Consider the following 21,204-nt stretch of genomic DNA (forward strand, 5'->3'; position numbering starts at 1 on the left):
GCGCCCTCAGTCCTCGAAGCGGATCGGGCATTTCTCCGGCCCTTCGAGTTTGCGCAACTCCTCCACCACCTGCGGACGCGCCTGACGCAAGGTCAGGCTGCGATCCTGGCGCAGCAGGCGCCGGGCTTCCTGATGGAGCATTTCCACGCCTGAATAGTCGATGAAGTTGATCTGCTGCGCTTCGATCACCACCCGCGCGCCGTGCATCCGCTGCAGGCGCACTTGCAGGTAGTGGCTGGCGCCGAAAAAGATCGACCCGCCGACCCGCAACACATCGTCCTCGCCATCGCGCCAGTGCTGCACCCTCGGCTGCGAAGTGCGCTTGAGGTAGAAAAACAGCGAGGCCAGCACGCCGGCATAGATCGCCGTCTGCAACTCCAGCAGCAACGTGGCGACGCAAGTCAGGCTCATCACCACGAATTCCGCCCGGCTGACACGCAGCAGCGCGCGAATGCCGCGGTGATCCACCAGTCCCCAGGCGATCAACAGAATGCTGCCGGCCATGGCCGGGATCGGAATGTGCGCGATCAGCCCGGCACCGAAAATCGCGAACAACGCCACCCACAACGCCGAAAACACCCCGGCCAGCGGCGAGCAGGCCCCGGCCTCATAGCTCAAACCGGATCGGGTGAACGAGCCGGCGGACAGCGATCCCGAAAAGAACGCCCCGACAATGTTCGAAAGACCCTGCGCGCGGACTTCCTGGTTGGCGTCGAGCAGCTGTTGCGAGCGTGCGGAAATCGAACGGGCAATCGACAGGCTGGTGACCAGCCCGAGCATGCCCACCGCCACGGCACTGGGCAGCAGGCGCAGGATCAGGTCCATATCCAGCGGCAATCCACTGAACGGCGGCAAGCGCCCGACAAATGCGCTGACCAGTTGAACGTGGCCGAACATCGCCGGCCACAGCCAAACCACCAGACTGCCGAGCACCAAGGTCATCAACAGCGTCGGCCAGCGCGGCAGCCACTGTTTGAGCAACGCGCCAACCACCACCGTCGCCACACCAAGGACCAGCGACGGTTTATCCACAGCCCCGAGATGGCGCAGCAGGTCCATCAGGCTGGCCAGCGCCGTGGCCTTGGCCGGCAGATCCAGTCCCAGCAGGTTCGGCAATTGACCGATGGCAATCACCACCGCCGCGCCGAGGGTGAAACCCAGCACCACGGAATGCGAGACGAAATTCACCAGTGCACCGAAGCGCAACAGGCCGAGCAGCCACTGGAAAATCCCCGCGAGGAAGGTCAGCAGCAGGATAAGGGTGATGTAGTCCTGCGACGCAGGCACGGCCAGCGGACTGACACTGGCGAACAGCACAATCGAAATCGCCGCCGTCGGGCCGCAGATCAGATGCCACGACGAGCCCCACAGGCAGGCGATCAATACCGGAACGATGGCGGCGTAGAGCCCGTATTCCGGTGGGAGCCCGGCGATCAGCGCGTAGGCAATCGACTGGGGCAACGCGAGAATCGCCCCGCTGAGGCCGACGACCAGGTCCCGCCCGACGCTGGCGCGGGTCTGCCGGGGCAGCCAGGTCAGGAAGGGGAAAAGTGAGCGACGGCTGGGGAGGGCCATGGATCCTCTCGGGTGAAATTTTGCGCATTGTACGCAGCCCGGAACGCGGAGCGTCCATTGCGGCATTCCCACGCAGAGCGTGGGAATGATCGGTCCGCGCAGCTACAGTTTGGCTTTAACCGCCGGCAACGCATCTTTGCCATCCACGGTCTTCACACCATCAAGCCACTTGTCCAGCACCGCCGGATTCGCCTTGATCCAGGCCTTCACCGCCTCCGCATTGCTGACCTTCTTGTTCACCACCTCGGCCATGATGCTGTTCTCCATCTCCTGAGTGAACGAAAGATTGGTCAGCAATTTACCCACATTCGGACAGGCCTCGGCGTAGCCCTTGCGAGTCAGGGTGTAGACGCTGCCGGTGTCGCCAAAGTATTTCTCGCCACCCTTGAGGTAATGCATTTTCAGCTGCACGTTCATCGGGTGCGGGGTCCAGCCGAGGAAGGTGACGAACTTCTGTTTCTTCACCGCCCGCGAGACTTCGGCCAGCATCGCCTGTTCGCTGGACTCGATCAGCTTCCACTGGCCCAGGTCGAAGTCGTTTTTCTTGATGATCTCCTGCAGCGAGATATTCGCCGGCGCGCCGGAGCCGATGCCGTAGATCTTCTTCTCGAATTTATCGGCGTAGTTATTCAGGTCGGCAAAGTTATGCACACCCGCATCCCACACGTAATCCGGCACGGCCAGGGTGAACTCGGTACCGTCGAGGTTCTTCGCCAGTTGCGTGACGTCACCGGTGGCCACGAACTTGTCGTAGAAGCCCTGCTGCGCCGGCATCCAGTTGCCGAGGAACACGTCGACCTGGCCATCCTTCAAGCCTCCGAAGGTGATCGGCACCGCGAGGGTGTCGACCTTGGCCTTGTAGCCCATGCCATCCAGCAGAAACCCGGTGATGGCGTTGGTCGCGGCGATGTCGCTCCAGCCGGGATCGGCCATTTTCACCGTGTCGCAGCTCTCGGCGAACGCGGATGCGCTGCCCAGTGCCAGCAGACTGACCGTCACGACTGTGGATAACTTGACCATGGACTTCCCCTTAACGTTATTGGTTTTGGCAGGGTTGTGGATAACGGGCCTTGCGCTCCAGGTCATCGAGGTCGATGTGGTTGCGCATGTACTGCTGACTGGCGTCCACCAGCGGCTGGTGATCCCAGCTCTTCAGCTTGCCGATCGTCAGCGCCTCGGCGACGAAACGCCGCCGACGCTGGCTTTCGAGAACATCGCGGTGAATCGCCGGGATGTCCCACTTGGCACGTGCTTCGGCGAGAAAATCGTCGAACAGCTGGCGATGTTGCGGTGATTGGCTGAGTTCTTCCTGCTCGCGTGGATCGTTATCCACATCGAAGAGTAGGCAAGGGTCGGTTTCGCTGTAGATAAATTTGAAGGCGCCACGACGGATCATCATCAGCGGGCTGACAGTGCCTTCGGCCATGTATTCGCCGAACATCTCGTCGTGACCGCCCTGCCCTCGCAGATGCGGCACCAGCGAACGGCCGTCCAGCGGCAGATTCGGTTCCAGGTTGCCCCCGGCCAGTTCGACAAAGGTCGGCAACAGGTCGGCGGTGGAGACGGCAGAGCTGACACGGCCCGATTTGAACTGACCGGGAGCACTTATCAACAGGGGCACCCGCGCGGCCATTTCGTACCAGTGCATTTTGTACCAAAGGCCCTTCTCGCCCAGCATGTCGCCATGGTCACCGGAAAACACGATGACGGTGTCATCCAACAGCCCACAATCTTCGAGGGTTTGCAGCAATTTGCCGACGTTGGCATCGATATAGCTGCATGCGCCGAAATACGCGCGGCGCGCATCGCGAATCTTATCCACAGGCAGCGGCTTGTCCCACAGGTCATAAACCTTGAGCAAACGCTGGGAGTGCGGGTCGAGTGAATGCTGATCCGGCGTCGTCGGAAGCGGGATATCCGCATCGTCGTACAAATCCCAGAACGCCTTGGGAATCGTGTACGGATCGTGAGGGTGAGTCATCGACACGGTCAGGCAGAACGGCTGGTCGCCGTCCTCGCGAATATGGTCGAACAGGTATTGCTGCGCCTTGAACACCACCTCTTCGTCGAAGTCGAGCTGGTTGGTGCGCACGCACGGCCCGGCCTGCAACACCGAAGACATGTTGTGATACCAGCTCGGCCGCACATCGGGCTCATCCCAATTCACCGCCCAGCCGTAGTCGGCCGGATAGATGTCGCTGGTCAGGCGCTCTTCGTAACCGTGCAGTTGATCGGGGCCGCAGAAATGCATCTTGCCCGACAGCGCGGTGCGGTAACCGAGGCGGCGCAGGTAATGGGCGTAGGTCGGAATGTCGGCGGGGAAATCGGCGGCGTTGTCGTAGGCGCCGATCTTGCTCGGCAGCTGGCCGCTGACCAGGGTGAAACGCGACGGTGCGCACAGCGGGCTGTTGCAGTAGGCGGCATCGAACACCACGCCTTGTTCGGCGAGGCGGCTGAGATTCGGCAGTTTGATCGGCGACGGGCCGTAGAACGGCAACATTGGCGCGGCCATTTGATCGGCCATGATGAAAAGAATGTTCTTGCGCTTCATGTGATCGCGGCATTCCATAGTGAATATTTATGCGACATTGCTGCGATCGAGCATGGATTCCACGCAATATCCGGTAAAGCCCGTGCCGGACAATGACTAGGATAAGCACAGCTTATGTATGAAGCCCTCGGTGATCTGTCGCTGGACCTGTTGCGCGCCTTTGAGGCGGCGGCGCGTCATCGCAGCTTTACCGCTGCGGCGGTGGAGCTTGGCACGACGCAACCGGCCATCAGCCAGCAGATCAAACGGCTGGAAGAGCAACTCGGCACACGGCTGTTTGACCGGATCTATCGAGGCATCGAGCTGACTGAGGTCGGCTCGATCCTTTTCGAACAAGTTACCCTCGGTTTGCAGAATATCGACGCAGGATTGAGCGCGATCAGTACGCAGCAGCAACATGAAGTGCTGCAGGTCGCCACCGATTTTGCCTTCGCCGCGTATTGGCTGATGCCGCGCCTGCATCGCTTCCATGAAGCTTATCCACAGGTGGACGTGAGCCTGGTCACCAGCGAGCGCAATCACAACATGCTGCGCCCGGATATCGACGTTGCCGTTCTGTTCGGCGACGGTCGCTTCAAGCAGGGCGAAAGTCACTGGTTGTTCAGCGAAGAAGTGTTTCCGGTGTGCAGTCCGCAACTGCTCAAGGATCGTCCCCTGCCCTTGCCGGCCCAAGCACTTATGGAATTTCCGCTGCTGCACCTGCGGGGGGAAAACAGCAGCAACTGGTTCGATTGGAGCGGTCTGTTCCGCGCGTTGAACATCAGTACGCCACCCGCCCCGGGCCAGCTGCGTTTCGACAATTACACCTTGCTGATTCAAGCGGCGATTGGCGGTCAGGGCGTGGCCATTGGCTGGCGGCACCTTGTGGATAACTTGCTCACCCAGGGTCTGCTGTGCCGGCCGATCGCCGAAACCACCCTGTCGCGCCTCGGTTATTACGTGGTGCTGCCGCAACGCAAACGCCGGGGCGCGTTGATTCAGACCTTCGTGGATTGGCTGATGGCCGAACAGGCCAGTAGCGCCGAGTCCCTGGCCGGACTGCCGTTGCCTTCGATTGCTGTGTAACGGATCAAGAGGCGGCGACGAAATCCACATGCTGGCGCAGATGCAGATTCAGCCGCAGCTCATCGGCAATCCCCACCGCCACCCGGTTCAGGCGTTCCAGCGGTTCGGCGAGACCCGGTTCCAGCGTGCGGCCGACCTGACTGAAATGCTCGATCGTCAGCCCGGCGACGCTGCGCGGTGCATTCACCAGCGTCCAGTGCAGCGGGCTGCTTTGCAGGGCTTCGCGCACTTCTTCAGCGGCGTGGCGTTGCAGCGGGTCGGCGTTTTCCGGATCGTCCAGTGCTTCGAATTCGCCGATGACAAACAGCCGCGAGACGCTCGCCGCCTGCAATCCATCGATCAACGCATCCACCGCCAGCACCTGTTCCACCGGCCCCAGCACCACGGACTTCTCGACATGATCACTGCTCAGCGGCAAGCCGGGCGCATTCAGCAGGCAGATCACCGCCGTGCTGCCGGCCACGCTCTGATTGACCCGCTCGGCATCGAGCAGATCGCCGCTTTTGGTGCGCAGCCCCGGCCGTGGCGCGAGCGCCGTCAGATCGTCGAGGATGGCGATGACTTCGTGCTGGCGGCGCAGCAGTTCAGCCATCAACGCACTGCCCAGGCTACTCATGGCACCATAGAGCACCACTTTCACCGCCGGGGTTTCGGCATTTTTCATGGCTGAGGTCCCTTTTGTTTTCCCTTGTATGGCGTGTGACATACGGGCAACGCCGAGGGTTCGAACCGATTCAGAGGGTTTGCGATGCAGACGATCAAGGGTTATCACGCCCACGTTTATTACGACGCCAGCACGATCGAACAGGCGCGGGCGCTGTGTGAGCAGGCCGCGCAATTGTTCCCATTGAAGATGGGCCGCGTGCATGAACGTCCGGTCGGCCCGCACCCGGACTGGAGCTGCCAGCTGGCCTTCGGCCCGGAGTTGATCGGCGACGTGTTGCCGTGGCTGGCGCTCAATCGCAAAGGGTTGGTGGTGTTCCTGCACCCGGACACCGGCGATGACTTGCTCGATCACACCGAGCACGCGATCTGGATGGGCGCGATGCGGCCGCTGGATCTGTCTATTTTTTAATCAGATGGTTTCTTCGGGCTCGCCCGGCAGATGCTCGTCCAGGTGCAGCCACGGCAACTGGCTGTCGGTCCAGATATGCCGCTCGGCGGCGGCCTGCTCCGGATGATCCAGGGTGGCGACCGTCAGATCGATGCTCTCGGGGCTGAGCAACGTCACCAGCGCCAGTTGTGCGCCGCAGTTCGGGCAGAAGAATCGTGCGCAACTGGTCGACGAGTCATAGCGCGAAGGTTTCCCCGCCAGCCACTTGAAGTTCGCCGCTGGCACGGTGATCCAGGTGGTGACGATGCCGCCGCTGACCTTTCGACAGATCGAACAATGACAGTGGGCGATGTCGTGCAACGCTCCGCTGAACTGATAGCGGATATGTCCGCAGTGACAGCCACCGTCGTGCAACTCAGTCATCACCCTGCCCTCCGCTTCCCGTGTTCATTGACTCTAGCCCGCATCCGACGGCCGGTTGGCCGTTCGCCCAAAGCTTTCTTGCGCGAAAGGTAGCTGAAAGGTTCCCCGATTAGGATCGCCCCCACTGCCGGCAACAGACCGGTTGGCCAACGCGTGTGATTGCTCGCACGACAGGCCCAATTAACAACAACAATGGTGATTCTGATGTCCTCTGCAACCCGCCTCCTCGCTCCGACTCCGCCCGTACGTCTCGTGCTTCCCGTTCTGCGCTGATCCCGCCCGATCCGCTCACTTACCTAGCCGCGCTACGCCTGGAGTATTCCCATGCTGACTTTCCTTGGCTTCGCCATGGTCATCACGTTCATGTTCCTGATCATGACCAAGCGCCTGTCTGCGCTGATCGCTCTGATCATCATCCCGATCCTGTTCGCCCTGTTCGGTGGTTTCGCCCCGAAGATCGGCCCGATGATGCTCGAAGGTATTACCAAGCTTGCGCCGACCGGCGTGATGCTGATGTTCGCGATTCTGTATTTCGCCCTGATGATCGACTCCGGCCTGTTCGACCCGGCCGTGCGCAAGATCCTCAAACTGGTCAAGGGTGACCCGCTGAAAGTTTCGGTCGGCACCGCCGTACTGGCGCTCGTCGTTTCCCTCGATGGTGACGGCGCGACCACTTACATGATCTGCGTGGCCGCCATGCTGCCGCTGTACAGCCGCATCGGCATGAGCCCGCGAATCATGGCCGGTCTGATCATCCTCGCCGGCGGCGTGATGAACATGACTCCATGGGGTGGCCCGACCGCCCGTGCGGCCAGTGCGCTGCACGTGGACCCGTCGGACATCTTCGTACCGATGATCCCGGCGATGGCGGCCGGTGTGGTGGCGATCCTGATCATTGCCTACTTCTACGGCAAACGTGAGCGTGCGCGTCTGGGTGAGCTGCACCTGATCGGCGACGAAATCGATCACAGCGAAATCAGCGTCTCGCAATTCCCGGATGCACGCCGTCCGAAACTGATCTGGTTCAACGGCCTGCTGACTCTGGCCCTGATGTGCACCCTGATCGCCGGCCTGCTGCCGCTGCCGGTGCTGTTCATGGTGGCGTTCAGTATTGCCATGATCGTCAACTACCCTTGCCTGCAAATGCAGAAGGATCGCGTCGCCGCCCACGCCGGCAGCGTGCTGTCGGTGGTCAGTCTGATCTTCGCGGCGGGCATTTTCACCGGTATCCTGTCGGGTACCGGCATGGTCGATGCCATGTCGAAAAGCCTGCTGGCAGTGATCCCTGATTTCCTCGGCCCGTACCTGGCGGTGATCACGGCGCTGGTGAGCATGCCGTTCACGTTCTTCATGTCGAACGACGCGTTCTACTACGGTGTGTTGCCGGTGTTGTCCGAAGCGGCCAGCCATTACGGCATCACCGCGGTGGAAATGGCCCGTGCCTCGATCGTCGGCCAGCCGGTTCACCTGCTGAGCCCACTGGTGCCGTCGACGTACCTGCTGGTGGCACTGGCGGGGATCGAGTTCGGCGATCACCAGCGTTTCACCCTGAAGTGGGCAGTGCTGGTCTGCCTGTGCATACTGGCCGCAGCCTTGCTGTTGGGGACTTTCCCGCTGTTCAGCACGTTGTAACGGCACCAAACTCACCAGGACGCCAGCTGATTGCTGGCGTCCTGGTTTAACACTCGCTCAAAGGAATACACATGGAATGGCTGACCAACCCTGAGATCTGGGTTGCCTTCTTCACCCTGACCGCCCTGGAAATCGTTCTGGGCATCGATAACATCATCATGATTTCGATCCTGGTCAGCCGCATGCCCAAACACATGCAGCAGCGCACCCGGATCTTCGGTCTTGGCCTGGCCATGATCACGCGGATCCTGTTGCTGCTGTCGATCACCTGGGTCATGCGCCTCACCGCCGACCTGTTCGAAGTGTTCGGCCAGGGCATTTCCGGTCGCGACCTGATCCTGTTCTTCGGTGGCCTGTTCCTGCTGTGGAAAAGCTCCCAGGAGATGTACCACGCACTGGAAGGTGAAGACGAAAGCGACGAAACACCCGGTGGCAAGGGCGGCAATTTCCTCTACACCATTATCCAGATCGCGATCATCGACATCGTGTTCTCGCTGGACTCGGTGATCACTGCTGTCGGCATGGTGTCCCACGTGCCGGTCATGGTCGCGGCGATCATCGTTGCGGTACTGGTGATGATGCTGGCTTCGGGCAAGATCAGCGAATTCATCGACAAGCACCCGTCGCTGAAAATGCTCGCGTTGTCGTTCCTGCTGGTGGTCGGCACCGTGCTGATTGCCGAGTCGTTCGACGTGCACGTACCGAAAGGCTACGTCTACTTCGCCATGGCGTTCTCGCTGGCAGTCGAAGCGATCAACATCAAGATGCGCACCGCCATCGCGAAAAAACGCAAACAGCAGGATCCGGTGAAACTGCGCAAGGATATTCCGGGTCAGTAACCCGAACACTGCGCAACAGATCAAAGGGCCTTCGGGCCCTTTTTTCATGGCCGCATGAACCTGTTTTCATGACACTTTTGTTTCAATCCCCGCTTTAGCTGTGCAATGCTGGCGCCCAGACCGTTAGCCAACTACAGCTTAAGTATCAGAACGTAGAAATTGCGCGGTACCGTCAACTTGCCCCTCTGGGGCGCTGCTATTACAGGGGGTCTGCATGCTCACCCTGCTCAATTTGCTTTCTGCCGTGGCCCTGCTGATCTGGGGCACGCACATCGTCCGAACCGGCATCCTGCGGGTGTACGGCACCAATCTGCGCCACGTGATCGGCCAGAACATGTCCAAACGCTGGCTGGCCTTTGTCGCCGGCATCCTCGTGACCGCGATGGTGCAGAGCAGCAACGCAACCGCCATGCTCGTGACGTCTTTTGTCGGTCAGGGCCTGATGGCGTTGACCCCGGCCCTGGCGACCATGCTTGGCGCCGACGTCGGTACGGCGCTGATGGCGCGGGTGCTGACGTTCGACCTGTCGTGGCTGTCGCCGCTGCTGATTTTCCTCGGGGTGATTTTCTTTCTCTCGCGCAAGCAGACGCGGCTCGGGCAGATGGGCCGTGTGGCCATCGGGCTGGGGCTGATCATTCTGGCGCTGCAACTGATCGTCGAGGCCGCCGCACCGATCACCCATGCCCAAGGGGTGAAGGTGATTTTTGCGTCGCTGACCGGCGATATCCTGCTCGACGCCCTGGTCGGCGCGCTGTTCGCGATGATTTCCTACTCCAGCCTGGCGGCCGTGCTGCTGACCGCCACGCTCGCCGGCGCTGCGGTGATCAGTTTGCCGGTGGCGATCGGTCTGGTGATCGGCGCCAACATCGGCAGTGGCGTGCTGGCGTTCATGAGCACCAGCATGCAGAACGCCGCCGGCCGGCAAGTAGCGCTGGGCAGCCTGCTGTACAAACTGATCGGGCTGCTGCTGATCATTCCGGTGCTCGACCCGCTGGTGCACTGGATCGACAGCCTGGATTTCAGCCCGCAGGAAATGGTCATCGGCTTCCACCTGCTCTACAACACGGCGCGCTGCCTGATCCTGCTGCCGAGCGTCGGGCCGATGGCGCGGCTGTGCGCCTGGCTGCTGCCGGAGCGCCCGGAGGTCAATGGCACCGCCAAGCCGCGTCACCTCGACGCCACCGCGCTGGTAACCCCGAGTCTGGCGCTGGCCAACGCCGCCCGGGAAACCCTGCGCATGGGCGACCTGATCGACAACATGCTCGACGCGACCCTCGACGTGCTGCGCGGCAAGCAGACCGCCGTCACCCAGGAAATGCGCAAGCTGACCGATGACGTCGAAGCGCTGTACAGCGCGATCAAGCTGTACCTGGCGCAGATGCCCCGCGAAGATCTCGGCGAACAGGACAGTCGGCGCTGGGCGGAGATCATCGAGCTGGCGATCAACCTCAAACTCGCCAGCGACCTGATCGAACGCATGCTGCGCAAAGTGCAGCAGCAGAAGACTTCGCAACGCCGGTCGTTCTCCGAAGACGGGCTGGAAGAGCTGGCCGGCCTGCAACAGCAGTTGATCGCGAATCTGCGGCTGGGGCTGTCGGTGTTCCTCAGCGGCGACAAGGAAAGCGCCCGTCAGTTGCTGCGCGAGAAACGTCGCTTTCGCGCACAGGAACGGCGTCTGGCCCACGCCCATGTCAGCCGGTTGCAACGTAAGATCGTGCAGAGTATCGAGACCAGTTCGTTGCACCTGGAGTTGATTGCCGACATGAAACGCCTGAACTCGCTGTTCTGCAGCAGCGCCTACGTGGTGCTGGAAACTTCCGATACCGGCGCGCTGGCGGCGGACGATATGGCGGACATCACGCATTCGCCTTGAACGTCTGGGGTTGTGGTCAGTCAGTAACTCAAGGTTCGGCCTCGCGGCCGGACTGACGACACGGATCTCCAATTCAGCCGTATGGAAGCTCGTTATGCGTTGCCTGTTGTTCGCCTGTCTGTTGCTCGGTTCCCTGCCCGCTTTCGCCCTGGATCGTTTTCAGGTTGAAGGCTATGCGCTGCCCAACGGTTTGCAATTGCTGCTCAAGCCCGGCTCCGAGCGTGGGCACGTGGCGATCCGGCTGGTGATCGGCGTCGGTCTCGATGATTTCGACTGCAATGAAAAGGAGCTGCCGCACCTGCTCGAACACTTGCTGTTCAGCGGCATCGACGCCACCGGCGAAGGTGGCCTCGAAGAGCGCATGCAGGCCCTCGGTGGCGACTGGAACGCCTTTACCAGCAACGCCGACACCACGTTCGTCATCGAAGCCCCGGCGAAAAACCAGCGCAAGGTCCTCGACCTGCTGCTGGACCTGCTGACCCAGACCCGCTTCGACGACAACGCGATCAACGCCGCCAAGCGAGTGGTCGAGCGCGAGGACGGCGGCCATTACACCCGGCTGCAACGCTTTCTCGACCGGCAGGATCTGGGCCACACCGCGAGCAATCAACTGGCAGTAGAGCTGGGCCTGAAATGCCCGCAGCGGGCCGAAGTCGATGGCCTGACCCGCGAACAGCTGGAGAAGGTGCGCAAGGCCTGGTACGCGCCGAACAACATGACCCTGATTGTCGTTGGCGACCTCGACAAATTGCTGCCGGCCTATCTGGAGCGGGCGTGGGGCGCGCTGGAAGCGGTCGATCCGAGCGAACACCGTCCGTTGCCGGACATTCGCGCCAGCGCCGCTCACGAACGCACGATCACTCGCGGCTTCATCGGCAACAGCGCCAAGCTGCACTGGCTGGTGCCGGAGCCGGTGCTGGACGATCAGTACGACGAGACCTTCGACCTGCTCAAGGAATACCTGGAGTGGGCGCTGTACCGCCAACTACGCCTGAACCATGGTTTGTCCTACGGGCCGTGGGCCGAGCGCGAAGTGTTCGGCGGCGTCGGCTTCATGAGCCTCAACGCCGATCTGGATCGCGGTGACATTGCTGAAGCCGAACAAGTGCTGGAAGACCTCAAGGCCGACCTGCTGAAAAACGGCCTCGATGCCGACACCTTCAATCGCTTGAAACAAGCCGCCATCGCCCACCAGGCCTGGGCCGTGCAAGGCACCAGCGCCATGGCCGACTACTACTGGAGCGCGCTGGGCGACTATGAGGACGGGCGCTTTGCCGATCCTGCGCGGGAGCTGCAAGGCGTGACGCTGGAGGCGGCGAACAAGGCCATGCGCGAGTTGCTGCTGCAACCGGGTTATCTGCGGATCGAGAAACCGCTGCTCAGCGACGATCAGGTGTTGTGGCTGCTGGCGGGCGGATTGGGCGTGCTGGTGCTGATCCTGCTCGGCTGGCGCCTGCATCGGCGCAAATCCGTACATCCAGACTGACCGACAGCCTCGCCACACGGCGCGGCGGGCGGTACTCTGTCGGGGTTTTTTCCTCGACTGTCGTGAACCGCCCAAATGTCTAAATTGACCCTCCTGATCCAGCGCATTCTCGAACTGATGAAGCGCTACCCCGGGGTCATTGCGCTTGGCGGTTTCATCTCCGGGGTCGGCAGCTTCATTTTGGTCGACCGGCAACAGGGGCTGGCGAGCTGGATCACCACGATCATGCTGCTGAGCTGGATCTGGCTGATGCTGGAAAACAGCCTGACCAAGCTGTTCACGCGGATCTTCAAACGGGAAATCCCCCAGCCGCTGCTGCGTTACGCGACGCAGATGATCCACCAGGAAAGCCTGTTTTTCGTCCTGCCGTTCTTCTTCATCACCACCACCTGGAACAGCGGCCAGCTGTTTTTCACCGGGCTGCTGTGCATCGCGGCGCTGATCTCGATCGTTGACCCGCTCTACTACAAATGGCTGGCGCCACGGCGCTGGGCGTTCCTGGCGCTGCACACCCTGACCCTGTTCGCCGCCCTGCTCACCGCGCTGCCGGTGATCATGCACCTGACCACCTCGCAAAGCTTCAAATGGGCGCTGGGGATTGCGGTGGTGTTGTCGTTCCCGAGCCTGGCGTCGATCTTCCCGATCCGCACCGTGCGCAATGCCTTGGCGATCCTGTGTATTACGGTCGGCATCGGTGGCGTGGGCTGGGTCCTGCGTTCGTGGGTGCCGCCGGCAACGCTGTGGATGACCGACGTGGCGATCAGCACCCAGGTGCAGGACCGGGTTCCGGGCGCCAGCCTCAAGGAAGTCAGCGCCGATCAGATCCGTGGCGGCGGGCTCTATGCCTACACCGCGATCAACGCACCGCGCGGGCTTGATGAGCGGATCTATCACGTGTGGCAGTTCAACGGCAAAGAGGTCGACCGCATCGCTCTCGACATCCACGGCGGGCGCAAGGAAGGCTACCGGGCCTGGACGCACAAGCAGAACTTCCCCGGCAACCCGGCGGGCAAATGGCAGGTGCGGGTGTTGACCGAAGACGGTCAGGTGATTGGCGTGCTGCGCTTCGAGGTCACGGACAGCACACCGACCAAAGAAAAGTAACCGGGTTCGTGCTATTACGTATGCCAGCGTATTCAGCCGAACAAGCACGGAGCTTATGACCAGCAGCCCAATGACCGGCAGTGCCCGCCTGGACACCTCGATCACCCCTGCCCGCCTGCGGGTGACCGGGGACTGGACGCTTGCCCACTACGCCGACCTCAAGCAACTGAGCGAAACGCTCCACGGCCAGTACGACGCCAACACCCCCATCGATCTCAACGGCCTCGGCGCCCTCGACACCGCCGGTGCGTCGCTGCTGGTGGAACTGCTCGGCTCGGAGCGGTTGGGCAAGTCCGCCGAACACCCCGACTGCACGATTTCCAGCGCCGACCGCGCCTTGCTGCAAACCGTGTATCGCTCGCTGACTGACTTCTGTGTGCCGATCAAGGAACCGGAAATCAGCGTCAGCGTGCAATTGCTGACCCGCATCGGCCGGGCCGTCGACACGGTCTGGCAGGACACACTGCAGTTGCTCGGTTTCGTCGGCCTGATCCTCGAAACCATCGCTCGCAGTCTGTTCCGGCCCAAGCGCTGGCGGATCACGCCGATGATTGCGCACATCGAACAGACCGGCCTTGATGCCGCGCCCATCGTCGCGTTGCTGACCTTTCTGGTGGGCGCGGTGGTGGCGTTTCTCGGGGCGACGGTGCTGGCCAGTTTCGGCGCCAGCGTGTTCACCGTGGATCTGGTGGGCTTCGCCTTCCTGCGCGAGTTCGGCGTTTTGCTCACGGCGATCCTGATGGCCGGCCGCACCGCCAGTGCCTTCACCGCGCAAATCGGCTCGATGAAGGCCAACGAGGAAATCGACGCGATTCGCACCCTCGGCCTCGATCCCATGGAGTTGCTGGTGGTGCCGCGGGTGCTGGCGCTGCTGGTGGCGCTGCCGATGCTGACCTTTTTGGCGATGATTTGCGGGATCGTCGGCGGCGCGGTGGTCTGCGCGGTGTCGCTGGATATCTCGCCGGCGATGTTCCTGTCGCTGCTGCAAAGCGACATAGGGATTCAACATTTCCTGGTGGGCCTGGTCAAAGCCCCGATCTTCGCGTTCCTGATCGCCGCCATCGGTTGTCTGGAAGGCTTCAAGGTCAGCGGTAGCGCCGAATCGGTCGGCGCCCACACCACCTCCAGCGTGGTGCAATCGATTTTCGTGGTGATCGTGCTCGATGCGGTCGCTGCGCTGTTTTTCATGGAGATGGGCTGGTGAGTCGTCTACCCCGCGCGCCCTCCGAGGCGGTGATCGAAGTCCGTGGCCTGTGCAATCGCTTCGGCAGCCAGAGCGTGCACGAGAACCTCGACCTCGACTTGTACAAAGGCGAAATCCTGGCCGTGGTCGGCGGCTCCGGCAGCGGCAAATCGGTGCTGCTGCGCAGCATCGTCGGCTTGCGCCGGCCCAGCGAAGGCATGGTCAAGGTGTTCGGCCAGAATCTGCCGAGCCTGCCGGAACATGAGCGTTCGCTGATCGAGCGGCGCTTTGGCGTGTTGTTCCAGAAAGGCGCGCTGTTCTCGTCGCTGACGGTGACCGAGAACGTCGCCCTGCCCCTCATTGAACACGCCGGCCTGAGCCGCGACGACGCCGAGCATCTGGCGGCGGTGAAGCTGGCGCTGGCCGGACTGCCGCTGTCGGCGGCGGACAAGTACCCCGCCTCGCTCTCCGGCGGGATGATCAAGCGTGCGGCACTGGCCCGGGCGCTGGCGCTGGACCCGGACATCCTGTTTCTCGACGAACCCACCGCCGGCCTCGATCCAATTGGCGCCGCGCAGTTCGACCAATTGATCCTGACCCTGCGCGACGCGCTGGGCCTGAGCGTGTTTCTGGTGACTCACGACCTCGACACCCTCTACACCATCACCGACCGCGTCGCGGTACTGGCGCAGAAGAAAGTGCTGGTGGCCGGTCCCATCGACGTGGTCTCGGAAACCGACGACGCATGGATTCACGAATACTTCCACGGCCCTCGCGGCCGCTCGGCGCTGGACGCCGCCAAACAGCTCAACGAGGTCTGACATGGAAACCCGAGCCCATCATGTATTGATCGGCCTGTTCACGGTGATTGTGGTGGCGGGCGCCCTGCTCTTCGGTCTGTGGCTGGCCAAGTCCAGCGTCGACACCGAGTTCAAGGATTACGAAATCGTCTTCAACGAGGCGGTCAGCGGCCTGTCCCGGGGCAGCCCGGTGCAGTACAGCGGGATCAAGGTCGGCGATGTGGTCAGCCTGCGCCTCGACCCGCAGGACCCGCGTCGGGTGCTGGCGCGGATTCGTCTGGCGGGCGACACGCCGGTCAAGGAAGACACCCAGGCCAAACTGGCCCTGGCCGGGATCACCGGCACCTCGATCATCCAGCTCAGCGGTGGCACGCCAGAGAGCCCGAAGCTCAAGGGCCATGACGGAAATCTGCCGACCATCGTCGCTTCGCCCTCGCCGATCTCGCGGCTGCTCAATGACAGCAACGACCTGATGAGCGGAGTCAGCACCCTGCTGAGCAACGCCAATCAGATGTTCTCCGCCGACAACATCGAGCGCGTGAGCAAAACCCTCCAGCATCTGGAACAGACCACCGGCTCGATCAACGATCAGCGCGGCGACCTGCGTCAGGCCATGCAGCAACTGGCGACGGTGGGCAAACAGGCCGGCAACATGCTCGAACAGACTTCGGCGCTGATGCGCAACGCCAACGGTCTGCTCAACGATCAGGGCAAGCAGGCATTGGGCAGCGCTGAACAGGCGATGAAGTCCCTGGAGCAAAGCAGCGCCACCATCAACGGCCTGTTGAGCAAGAACCAGAACTCCCTCGACAGCGGCATGCAGGGCCTCAACGGTCTGGCCCCGGCGATCCGCGAACTGCGTGAAACCCTGAACTCGCTGCGCGCCATTTCCCAACGCCTGGAGGCCAACCCCAGCGGTTACCTGCTGGGCAGTGACAAGAACAAGGAGTTCACGCCATGAAGCTGACTCGCCTCGCCCTCTTAGCCGGCTTCACGCTGATCAGCGCGTGCTCGATCCTGCCCAAGTCCGAACCGCTGGACGTCTATCGCTTGCCGGCGGCACAGGCGCCCGCCTCGGCCAGCTCGGCATCTACGCAGCACTGGTCGCTACGGTTGAACAAATTGCAGGCCAGCGAGGCGCTGAACCGGCCGGGCATCGCGGTGATTCCCCAGGGTGACGTGATCAGCACTTATAAGGCCTCGCGCTGGAGTGATCCGGCGCCGGTGCTGGTGCGTAATCGGTTGCTGGATGGATTCCAGCGTGACGGGCGTATATCGCTGCTGAGCACCGACGACAGCAATTTCCAGGCGGACCTGGAACTGGGTGGCAGCCTGCAGGCGTTTCAAACCGAGTATCAGGGCACACAGGCCAGCGTCGTGGTGCGGGTCGATGCGTTGCTGGTGCGCGGCTATGACCAGCGGATTCTCGCCAGTCGCCGCTTCGAAGAACGTCAGCCGCTCAATGATGTGAAAGTCCCGGCGGTGGTGGCCGGCTTCGGTCAGGCCAGTGATCGCCTCACCGCGAAGGTGGTGGCGTGGGCGGTGGAGCAAGGGCAGAAAGTTGCCCCACCTGCCCGGCCTTGATCCTTAACCGAAGAACCAGTAGCAGACGCCTATAGCGCCGAGCACGCCCGCCAGCTCGGCCAACAGCGCGCAACCGACAGCATGCCGGGCGCGCTGGATGCCCACCGCGCCGAAGTACACCGCCAGCACGTAGAACGTGGTCTCGGTGCTGCCCTGAATCGTTGCCGCCACCAGCGCCGGGAAGCTGTCCACGCCCGAGGTCTTCATCGTTTCGATCAGCATCGCCCGGGCGGCGCTGCCGGAGAACGGTTTGACCATCGCAGTCGGCAGCGCGTCGACGAATCGTGTGTCCCACCCTGCCCACTCCACCAGATGACGGATGCCGTCGAGGCCGAAATCCAGTGCGCCCGATGCGCGCAATACGCCGATCGCGCAAAGCATCGCCACCAGATACGGCAGCAGGTTCTTGGCTACGTCGAAACCTTCCTTCGCGCCTTCGACGAAGGCCTCGTAAACCTTCACTTTGCGCAACGCGCCGATCACCAGGAACAGCATGATCAGGCCGAACAGCGTCAGGTTGCCGAGGATCGACGACAGCCCCGCCAGCGCGGTGGCCGACATCGTCGCCAGCAACGCCATGAAGCCGCCGAGGATCAGCGCGCCGGGAATCAGGTAAGCCAGCACCACCGGATCCCAGACCCGCAGGCGCTGCATGAACGCCACCGACAGGAAGCCTACGATGGTCGAGCAACTGGTGGCCAGCAGGATCGGCAGGAACACCAGCGTCGGGTCCGGAGCGCCTTGCTGGGCGCGGTACATGAAGATCGTCACCGGCAGCAGGGTCAGGGACGACGCGTTGAGTACCAGGAACAGGATTTGCGCGTTGCTGGCGATGGTCGAGCTGGGGTTGAGCTCTTGCAGCGCCTTCATGGCTTTAAGGCCGATCGGCGTGGCGGCGTTGTCCAGGCCCAGGCCGTTGGCGGCGAAGTTCAGGGTGATCAGGCCGATGGCCGGGTGACCCGCCGGCACTTCCGGCATCAGCCGCAGGAACAACGGGCCCAGCGCTTTGGCCAGCCACTCGACGATCCCGGCCTTCTCGGCGATGCGCAGGAAGCCCAGCCACAGGGTCAGCGTGCCGAACAGCAGCACCATGACTTCGACCGACAGCTTGGCCATGGCAAAAATGCTTTCCACCATCGCCGCGAAGATCCCGGCGTTGCCGCCGATCAGCCATTGCCCCAGCGCCGAAACGGCTGCCACGATGAAGAAGCCAAGCCACAGGCCATTAAGCATCAGTCAAATCCCCCGGAAGATGCGGCGAATGATAGCGGGGTCGCCAGAAACGACAAACCCCGGATTTCTCCGGGGTTTGTCAGGGTGCCTGGCGGGCGGGGATCAGTTGTTGGAAACGTCACCGGTCGGCAGTTTTTCCTTGCTGCGCCAGTGCGGCAGCGAGTTCCAGTAGCGCTGGCCCTTGGCGTCGTCGTACATGCCTTCCCAACGAGCGATGACCAGTACGGCGAGAGCGTTGCCGATCACGTTCAGGGCGGTACGCGCCATGTCCATCACACGGTCGACACCGGCGATGAAGGCCAGGCCTTCCAGCGGAATACCAACGCTGCCCAGAGTGGCCAGCAGTACCACGAAGGACACGCCCGGTACGCCGGCGATGCCTTTGGAAGTAACCATCAGGGTCAGGACCAGCAGCAGTTGCTGGCTGATCGACAGGTCGATGCCGTACAGCTGAGCGATGAAGATCGCCGCGATGGACTGGTACAGGGTCGAACCGTCGAGGTTGAACGAGTAGCCGGTCGGTACCACGAAGCTGCAGATGGCTTTTGGTGCGCCGTAGGCTTCCATCTTCTCGATCACGCGTGGCAGCACGGTTTCCGAGGAAGCGGTGGAGTAAGCCAGCACCAGCTCATCCTTGAAGATGCGCATCAGCTTGATCACCGAGAAGCCGAACATCTTGGCGATCAGGCCCAGGATCACGAAGGCGAAGAAGGCGATGGCAACGTAAACCAGGATCACCAGCTTGGCCAGCGGCAGCAGCGAAGCGAAACCGAAGTTGGCCACGGTCACCGCGATCAGTGCGAACACGCCGATCGGGGCGTAGTTCATGATCATGTGGGTGACCTTGAACATGCTTTCCGAGACGCCCTGGAACATCTTCACCAGCGGCTCGCGCAGGTCCGACTGCAGGCTCGACAGACCGAGACCGAACAGCACGGAGAAGAAGATGATCGGCAGCATCTCGCCGCGAGCCATGGCCGCGAAGATGTTCGACGGGATCAGGTTGAGGATGGTCTCGATGAACGCGTGTTCATGCTGCACTTCGGCGGCGGTCGCCTGGTACTTGGAGATGTCCACAGTGCCCAGGGTGCTCATGTCGATGCCGGCGCCCGGGTGGAACACGTTAGCCAGCACCAGACCGACGAGGATCGCGATGGTGGTGACGATTTCGAAGTAGATGATGGTCTTCAGGCCGATGCGCCCGAGCTTCTTGGCGTCGCCCACGCCGGCGATGCCGACGATCAGGGAAGAGATGACGATCGGGATCACGATCATCTTGATCAGACGGATAAAGATATCGCCTGCCGGTTGCAGGACGTTGCTGATCCACCAGGCCTTCTCGGCACTGAAATGGTTGAGCAACGCACCGATTGCAATCCCCAACACCAGACCGATGAGGATCTGCCAGGCGAGGCTAAGCTTTGCCTTCTTCATTATCTTTACCCTTACTTGCGTTTGACTCAGGCACATGCAGGAACTGGAACGCTCTTTAGCGGAAAAGTCTGTGCATCTGCCTCCGTATAAGGTGCCCCGAAGCGCGTGTTTACGGCTCTCCGGCAGGCGAAAAAAGGCGCAACTATTCCGATGCAAGGTTGCGCCGTCTAATGCCGTAAACGCCTACCCTATGCCGAATCGGCATGAGCTTTTTTAAATGAAACTGGCGTCCCAACCGGTTCGAATACGACATTTCGGCAGGCATAAGTGCCGTGAACCGGCCATTACAGCGTAGGTTGGTTATTTTTTGAACGAGTGATTTCGACGAAAAATTTAGGAAAAAGCCTACGTTCGGAATCTAAAAGTCCGACTTCCTCAATCGACTCTTTCTCGATATACGGTCGCCAAGAAACACCGCGAAATGCTTTCGCACGCAGTGTGAGCGATAAAAAAGACGAGCAGAACGCTCTGGATCAACGTTTTGTCACGTTGAAAGCTCAGCGCAAGTCCGTCGAACCGCTCCGGTTGGCGAACTTGCGTCGCAGCTTTTACCCTGACCCGGCCCTCATCGCAGGCACTCCCTGTACCCGTAGGTCACTCCGACCCTGTAACAGTCAGAACGTCCCGGCCCCCTGGTCATGCACCGGCCTTCCTCGGGCGGGTGCAATGGAGGACAGCCTTTCAGCTGCCCTCATGTTCAATACCAGTTCGGATCTTTCTTCAGCGTTTCCATCAAAAGATCCTGCATGCCCTGGTCGGGCTTGCCGAGGAAGCGGTAGGTGGCATGTCGCGTTGGCGACTTGTCGGCCGGCAGTCCCTCGGGCACATCGACCAGCATGGCGTAAGCGTGTTTCTTGTCGAAGCTGAAGGCGACGATCAGGCGGTGGTTGAGGCATTTGTCCTGCGATTCGCAGAGCGGCCCTACCAGATACTGATCGCCATCTTCGGTCACGGCATTCATCTGTTGGTCCGGCGCGCCGGAGAGGTTCATCACCCATTCCGGCAGGCGTTCTTCCTTCTTCACCACGCCTTCCCAGGTTTCCCTGTACTGCGGGTCGGAACTCAACAGTTCGTTGACCCGCGCCTGGCCGTCATTGGCCGCCATCGCCATGGCACTACCGCCCAAGAGCAGGGCGGCTGCCAGTGTCTTTAAACCCTTCATGTTCAACCTCGACCGCGACGGCCAAAGAAGAAGGAAGCGATGAACATCACCAGGAACACGACAAAGAGAATCTTGGCGATACCCGTGGCGGTGCCCGCGATACCACCGAAGCCCAGTACTGCAGCGATGATGGCAATGATCAGGAATGTGATTGCCCAGCTCAACATGGTGATTCTCCTTGCTTCTATTTAGGGGTGTTGCCGGTC

At 61.6% G+C, this 21,204-nt stretch carries 20 protein-coding genes; 11 read left to right on the forward strand and 9 right to left on the reverse strand.

Annotated elements, in window-relative coordinates; translation table 11 throughout:
* Window positions 1-6: 6 nt before the first annotated feature.
* From AC1RT4_RS09660 to betC, 3 genes are all read right to left on the reverse strand, one after another.
* The gene (locus AC1RT4_RS09660; protein WP_192562967.1) at window positions 7-1,575 is read right to left on the reverse strand and encodes a SulP family inorganic anion transporter; all 1,569 of its coding nucleotides are present in this window, start codon (window positions 1,573-1,575) and stop codon (window positions 7-9) included.
* Window positions 1,576-1,677: 102 nt separating this feature from the next.
* Window positions 1,678-2,595, reverse strand: coding sequence for a choline ABC transporter substrate-binding protein (choX, locus tag AC1RT4_RS09665; protein WP_493085229.1), 918 nt, complete (start codon window positions 2,593-2,595; stop codon window positions 1,678-1,680).
* 16 nt (window positions 2,596-2,611) lie between these two features.
* Window positions 2,612-4,126 carry a choline-sulfatase gene (betC, locus tag AC1RT4_RS09670; protein ID WP_493085231.1) on the reverse strand — a complete coding sequence of 505 codons (1,515 nt, stop codon included), beginning with the start codon at window positions 4,124-4,126 and terminating at the stop codon, window positions 2,612-2,614.
* Window positions 4,127-4,240: 114 nt separating this feature from the next.
* Here betC and AC1RT4_RS09675 point away from each other — a divergent pair, with 114 nt between their 5' ends.
* Window positions 4,241-5,191, forward strand: a complete 951-nt coding sequence (locus AC1RT4_RS09675; RefSeq protein WP_129973334.1) for a choline sulfate utilization transcriptional regulator — start codon at window positions 4,241-4,243, stop codon at window positions 5,189-5,191.
* Between the two features lie 4 nt (window positions 5,192-5,195).
* On the opposite strand, the gene AC1RT4_RS09680 is transcribed toward AC1RT4_RS09675, so the two are convergent.
* Window positions 5,196-5,855 (reverse strand): NAD(P)-dependent oxidoreductase, encoded by a 660-nt coding sequence (locus AC1RT4_RS09680; RefSeq protein WP_493085233.1) that lies wholly within the window; start codon window positions 5,853-5,855, stop codon window positions 5,196-5,198.
* An 84-nt stretch (window positions 5,856-5,939) separates the two neighbouring features.
* On the opposite strand from AC1RT4_RS09680, the gene AC1RT4_RS09685 reads away from it, so the two are divergent.
* Complete coding sequence (locus AC1RT4_RS09685) at window positions 5,940-6,266, forward strand: DOPA 4,5-dioxygenase family protein (protein ID WP_127796489.1); 327 nt, start codon at window positions 5,940-5,942, stop codon at window positions 6,264-6,266.
* On the opposite strand, the gene AC1RT4_RS09690 is transcribed toward AC1RT4_RS09685, so the two are convergent.
* Window positions 6,267-6,668: a GFA family protein gene (locus AC1RT4_RS09690; RefSeq protein ID WP_493085236.1), complete on the reverse strand. Its 402-nt coding sequence runs from the start codon at window positions 6,666-6,668 to the stop codon at window positions 6,267-6,269.
* A 324-nt stretch (window positions 6,669-6,992) separates the two neighbouring features.
* Between AC1RT4_RS09690 and AC1RT4_RS09695 the strand changes: the two genes are divergently transcribed.
* The 9 genes from AC1RT4_RS09695 (at window position 6,993) to AC1RT4_RS09735 (ending at window position 17,169) form a co-directional block, all read left to right on the forward strand.
* The gene (locus AC1RT4_RS09695) at window positions 6,993-8,300 is read left to right on the forward strand and encodes a CitMHS family transporter (RefSeq protein ID WP_438300262.1); all 1,308 of its coding nucleotides are present in this window, start codon (window positions 6,993-6,995) and stop codon (window positions 8,298-8,300) included.
* A gap of 71 nt (window positions 8,301-8,371) precedes the next feature.
* A complete protein-coding gene (locus AC1RT4_RS09700; RefSeq protein ID WP_007954068.1) occupies window positions 8,372-9,139 on the forward strand; it encodes a TerC family protein in 768 nt (255 codons plus the stop codon).
* Between the two features lie 214 nt (window positions 9,140-9,353).
* Window positions 9,354-11,012, forward strand: coding sequence for a Na/Pi cotransporter family protein (locus AC1RT4_RS09705; protein WP_007954067.1), 1,659 nt, complete (start codon window positions 9,354-9,356; stop codon window positions 11,010-11,012).
* Window positions 11,013-11,106: 94 nt separating this feature from the next.
* The gene (locus AC1RT4_RS09710; RefSeq protein ID WP_493085239.1) at window positions 11,107-12,498 is read left to right on the forward strand and encodes a M16 family metallopeptidase; all 1,392 of its coding nucleotides are present in this window, start codon (window positions 11,107-11,109) and stop codon (window positions 12,496-12,498) included.
* Between the two features lie 75 nt (window positions 12,499-12,573).
* Window positions 12,574-13,602: a DUF5924 family protein gene (locus AC1RT4_RS09715; protein WP_493085241.1), complete on the forward strand. Its 1,029-nt coding sequence runs from the start codon at window positions 12,574-12,576 to the stop codon at window positions 13,600-13,602.
* A gap of 55 nt (window positions 13,603-13,657) precedes the next feature.
* Window positions 13,658-14,806 carry an ABC transporter permease gene (locus AC1RT4_RS09720; protein ID WP_045121722.1) on the forward strand — a complete coding sequence of 383 codons (1,149 nt, stop codon included), beginning with the start codon at window positions 13,658-13,660 and terminating at the stop codon, window positions 14,804-14,806.
* Entirely contained in the window at window positions 14,803-15,606 is an 804-nt protein-coding gene (locus tag AC1RT4_RS09725; RefSeq protein ID WP_007954063.1) for an ABC transporter ATP-binding protein, read from the forward strand. The genes AC1RT4_RS09720 and AC1RT4_RS09725 overlap by 4 nt, the downstream gene beginning before the upstream one ends.
* A 1-nt stretch (window position 15,607) precedes the next feature.
* Complete coding sequence (locus AC1RT4_RS09730) at window positions 15,608-16,546, forward strand: MlaD family protein (RefSeq protein WP_127796495.1); 939 nt, start codon at window positions 15,608-15,610, stop codon at window positions 16,544-16,546.
* The gene (locus tag AC1RT4_RS09735; RefSeq protein WP_493085244.1) at window positions 16,543-17,169 is read left to right on the forward strand and encodes an ABC-type transport auxiliary lipoprotein family protein; all 627 of its coding nucleotides are present in this window, start codon (window positions 16,543-16,545) and stop codon (window positions 17,167-17,169) included. The genes AC1RT4_RS09730 and AC1RT4_RS09735 overlap by 4 nt, the downstream gene beginning before the upstream one ends.
* 3 nt (window positions 17,170-17,172) lie before the next feature.
* Here the strand turns inward: AC1RT4_RS09735 and AC1RT4_RS09740 are convergent, their stop codons facing one another.
* From AC1RT4_RS09740 to AC1RT4_RS09755, 4 genes are all read right to left on the reverse strand, one after another.
* Window positions 17,173-18,402, reverse strand: a complete 1,230-nt coding sequence (locus AC1RT4_RS09740; RefSeq protein ID WP_007954056.1) for a nucleoside recognition domain-containing protein — start codon at window positions 18,400-18,402, stop codon at window positions 17,173-17,175.
* Window positions 18,403-18,504: 102 nt separating this feature from the next.
* Window positions 18,505-19,836 (reverse strand): glutamate/aspartate:proton symporter GltP, encoded by a 1,332-nt coding sequence (gene gltP, locus AC1RT4_RS09745; protein WP_493085246.1) that lies wholly within the window; start codon window positions 19,834-19,836, stop codon window positions 18,505-18,507.
* A gap of 697 nt (window positions 19,837-20,533) precedes the next feature.
* Window positions 20,534-20,998 (reverse strand): inhibitor of vertebrate lysozyme family protein, encoded by a 465-nt coding sequence (locus AC1RT4_RS09750; RefSeq protein WP_007954053.1) that lies wholly within the window; start codon window positions 20,996-20,998, stop codon window positions 20,534-20,536.
* Window positions 20,999-21,000: 2 nt separating this feature from the next.
* Window positions 21,001-21,165, reverse strand: coding sequence for a DUF1328 domain-containing protein (locus tag AC1RT4_RS09755; protein ID WP_003177151.1), 165 nt, complete (start codon window positions 21,163-21,165; stop codon window positions 21,001-21,003).
* Window positions 21,166-21,204 lie beyond the last annotated feature (39 nt).

This window comes from Pseudomonas sp. GW821-FHT11D10 (assembly GCF_058808435.1).

Bases quoted from the DNA above. Each gene is read 5' to 3' on its own strand.
- AC1RT4_RS09660 (WP_192562967.1), bottom strand. From the start codon at position 1,575: ATGGCCCTCCCCAGCCGTCGCTCACTTTTCCCCTTCCTGACCTGGCTG.
- choX (WP_493085229.1), bottom strand. From the start codon at position 2,595: ATGGTCAAGTTATCCACAGTCGTGACGGTCAGTCTGCTGGCACTGGGC.
- betC (WP_493085231.1), bottom strand. From the start codon at position 4,126: ATGAAGCGCAAGAACATTCTTTTCATCATGGCCGATCAAATGGCCGCG.
- AC1RT4_RS09675 (WP_129973334.1), top strand. From the start codon at position 4,241: ATGTATGAAGCCCTCGGTGATCTGTCGCTGGACCTGTTGCGCGCCTTT.
- AC1RT4_RS09680 (WP_493085233.1), bottom strand. From the start codon at position 5,855: ATGAAAAATGCCGAAACCCCGGCGGTGAAAGTGGTGCTCTATGGTGCC.
- AC1RT4_RS09685 (WP_127796489.1), top strand. From the start codon at position 5,940: ATGCAGACGATCAAGGGTTATCACGCCCACGTTTATTACGACGCCAGC.
- AC1RT4_RS09690 (WP_493085236.1), bottom strand. From the start codon at position 6,668: ATGACTGAGTTGCACGACGGTGGCTGTCACTGCGGACATATCCGCTAT.
- AC1RT4_RS09695 (WP_438300262.1), top strand. From the start codon at position 6,993: ATGCTGACTTTCCTTGGCTTCGCCATGGTCATCACGTTCATGTTCCTG.
- AC1RT4_RS09700 (WP_007954068.1), top strand. From the start codon at position 8,372: ATGGAATGGCTGACCAACCCTGAGATCTGGGTTGCCTTCTTCACCCTG.
- AC1RT4_RS09705 (WP_007954067.1), top strand. From the start codon at position 9,354: ATGCTCACCCTGCTCAATTTGCTTTCTGCCGTGGCCCTGCTGATCTGG.
- AC1RT4_RS09710 (WP_493085239.1), top strand. From the start codon at position 11,107: ATGCGTTGCCTGTTGTTCGCCTGTCTGTTGCTCGGTTCCCTGCCCGCT.
- AC1RT4_RS09715 (WP_493085241.1), top strand. From the start codon at position 12,574: ATGTCTAAATTGACCCTCCTGATCCAGCGCATTCTCGAACTGATGAAG.
- AC1RT4_RS09720 (WP_045121722.1), top strand. From the start codon at position 13,658: ATGACCAGCAGCCCAATGACCGGCAGTGCCCGCCTGGACACCTCGATC.
- AC1RT4_RS09730 (WP_127796495.1), top strand. From the start codon at position 15,608: ATGGAAACCCGAGCCCATCATGTATTGATCGGCCTGTTCACGGTGATT.
- AC1RT4_RS09735 (WP_493085244.1), top strand. From the start codon at position 16,543: ATGAAGCTGACTCGCCTCGCCCTCTTAGCCGGCTTCACGCTGATCAGC.
- AC1RT4_RS09740 (WP_007954056.1), bottom strand. From the start codon at position 18,402: ATGCTTAATGGCCTGTGGCTTGGCTTCTTCATCGTGGCAGCCGTTTCG.
- gltP (WP_493085246.1), bottom strand. From the start codon at position 19,836: ATGAAGAAGGCAAAGCTTAGCCTCGCCTGGCAGATCCTCATCGGTCTG.
- AC1RT4_RS09750 (WP_007954053.1), bottom strand. From the start codon at position 20,998: ATGAAGGGTTTAAAGACACTGGCAGCCGCCCTGCTCTTGGGCGGTAGT.
- AC1RT4_RS09755 (WP_003177151.1), bottom strand. From the start codon at position 21,165: ATGTTGAGCTGGGCAATCACATTCCTGATCATTGCCATCATCGCTGCA.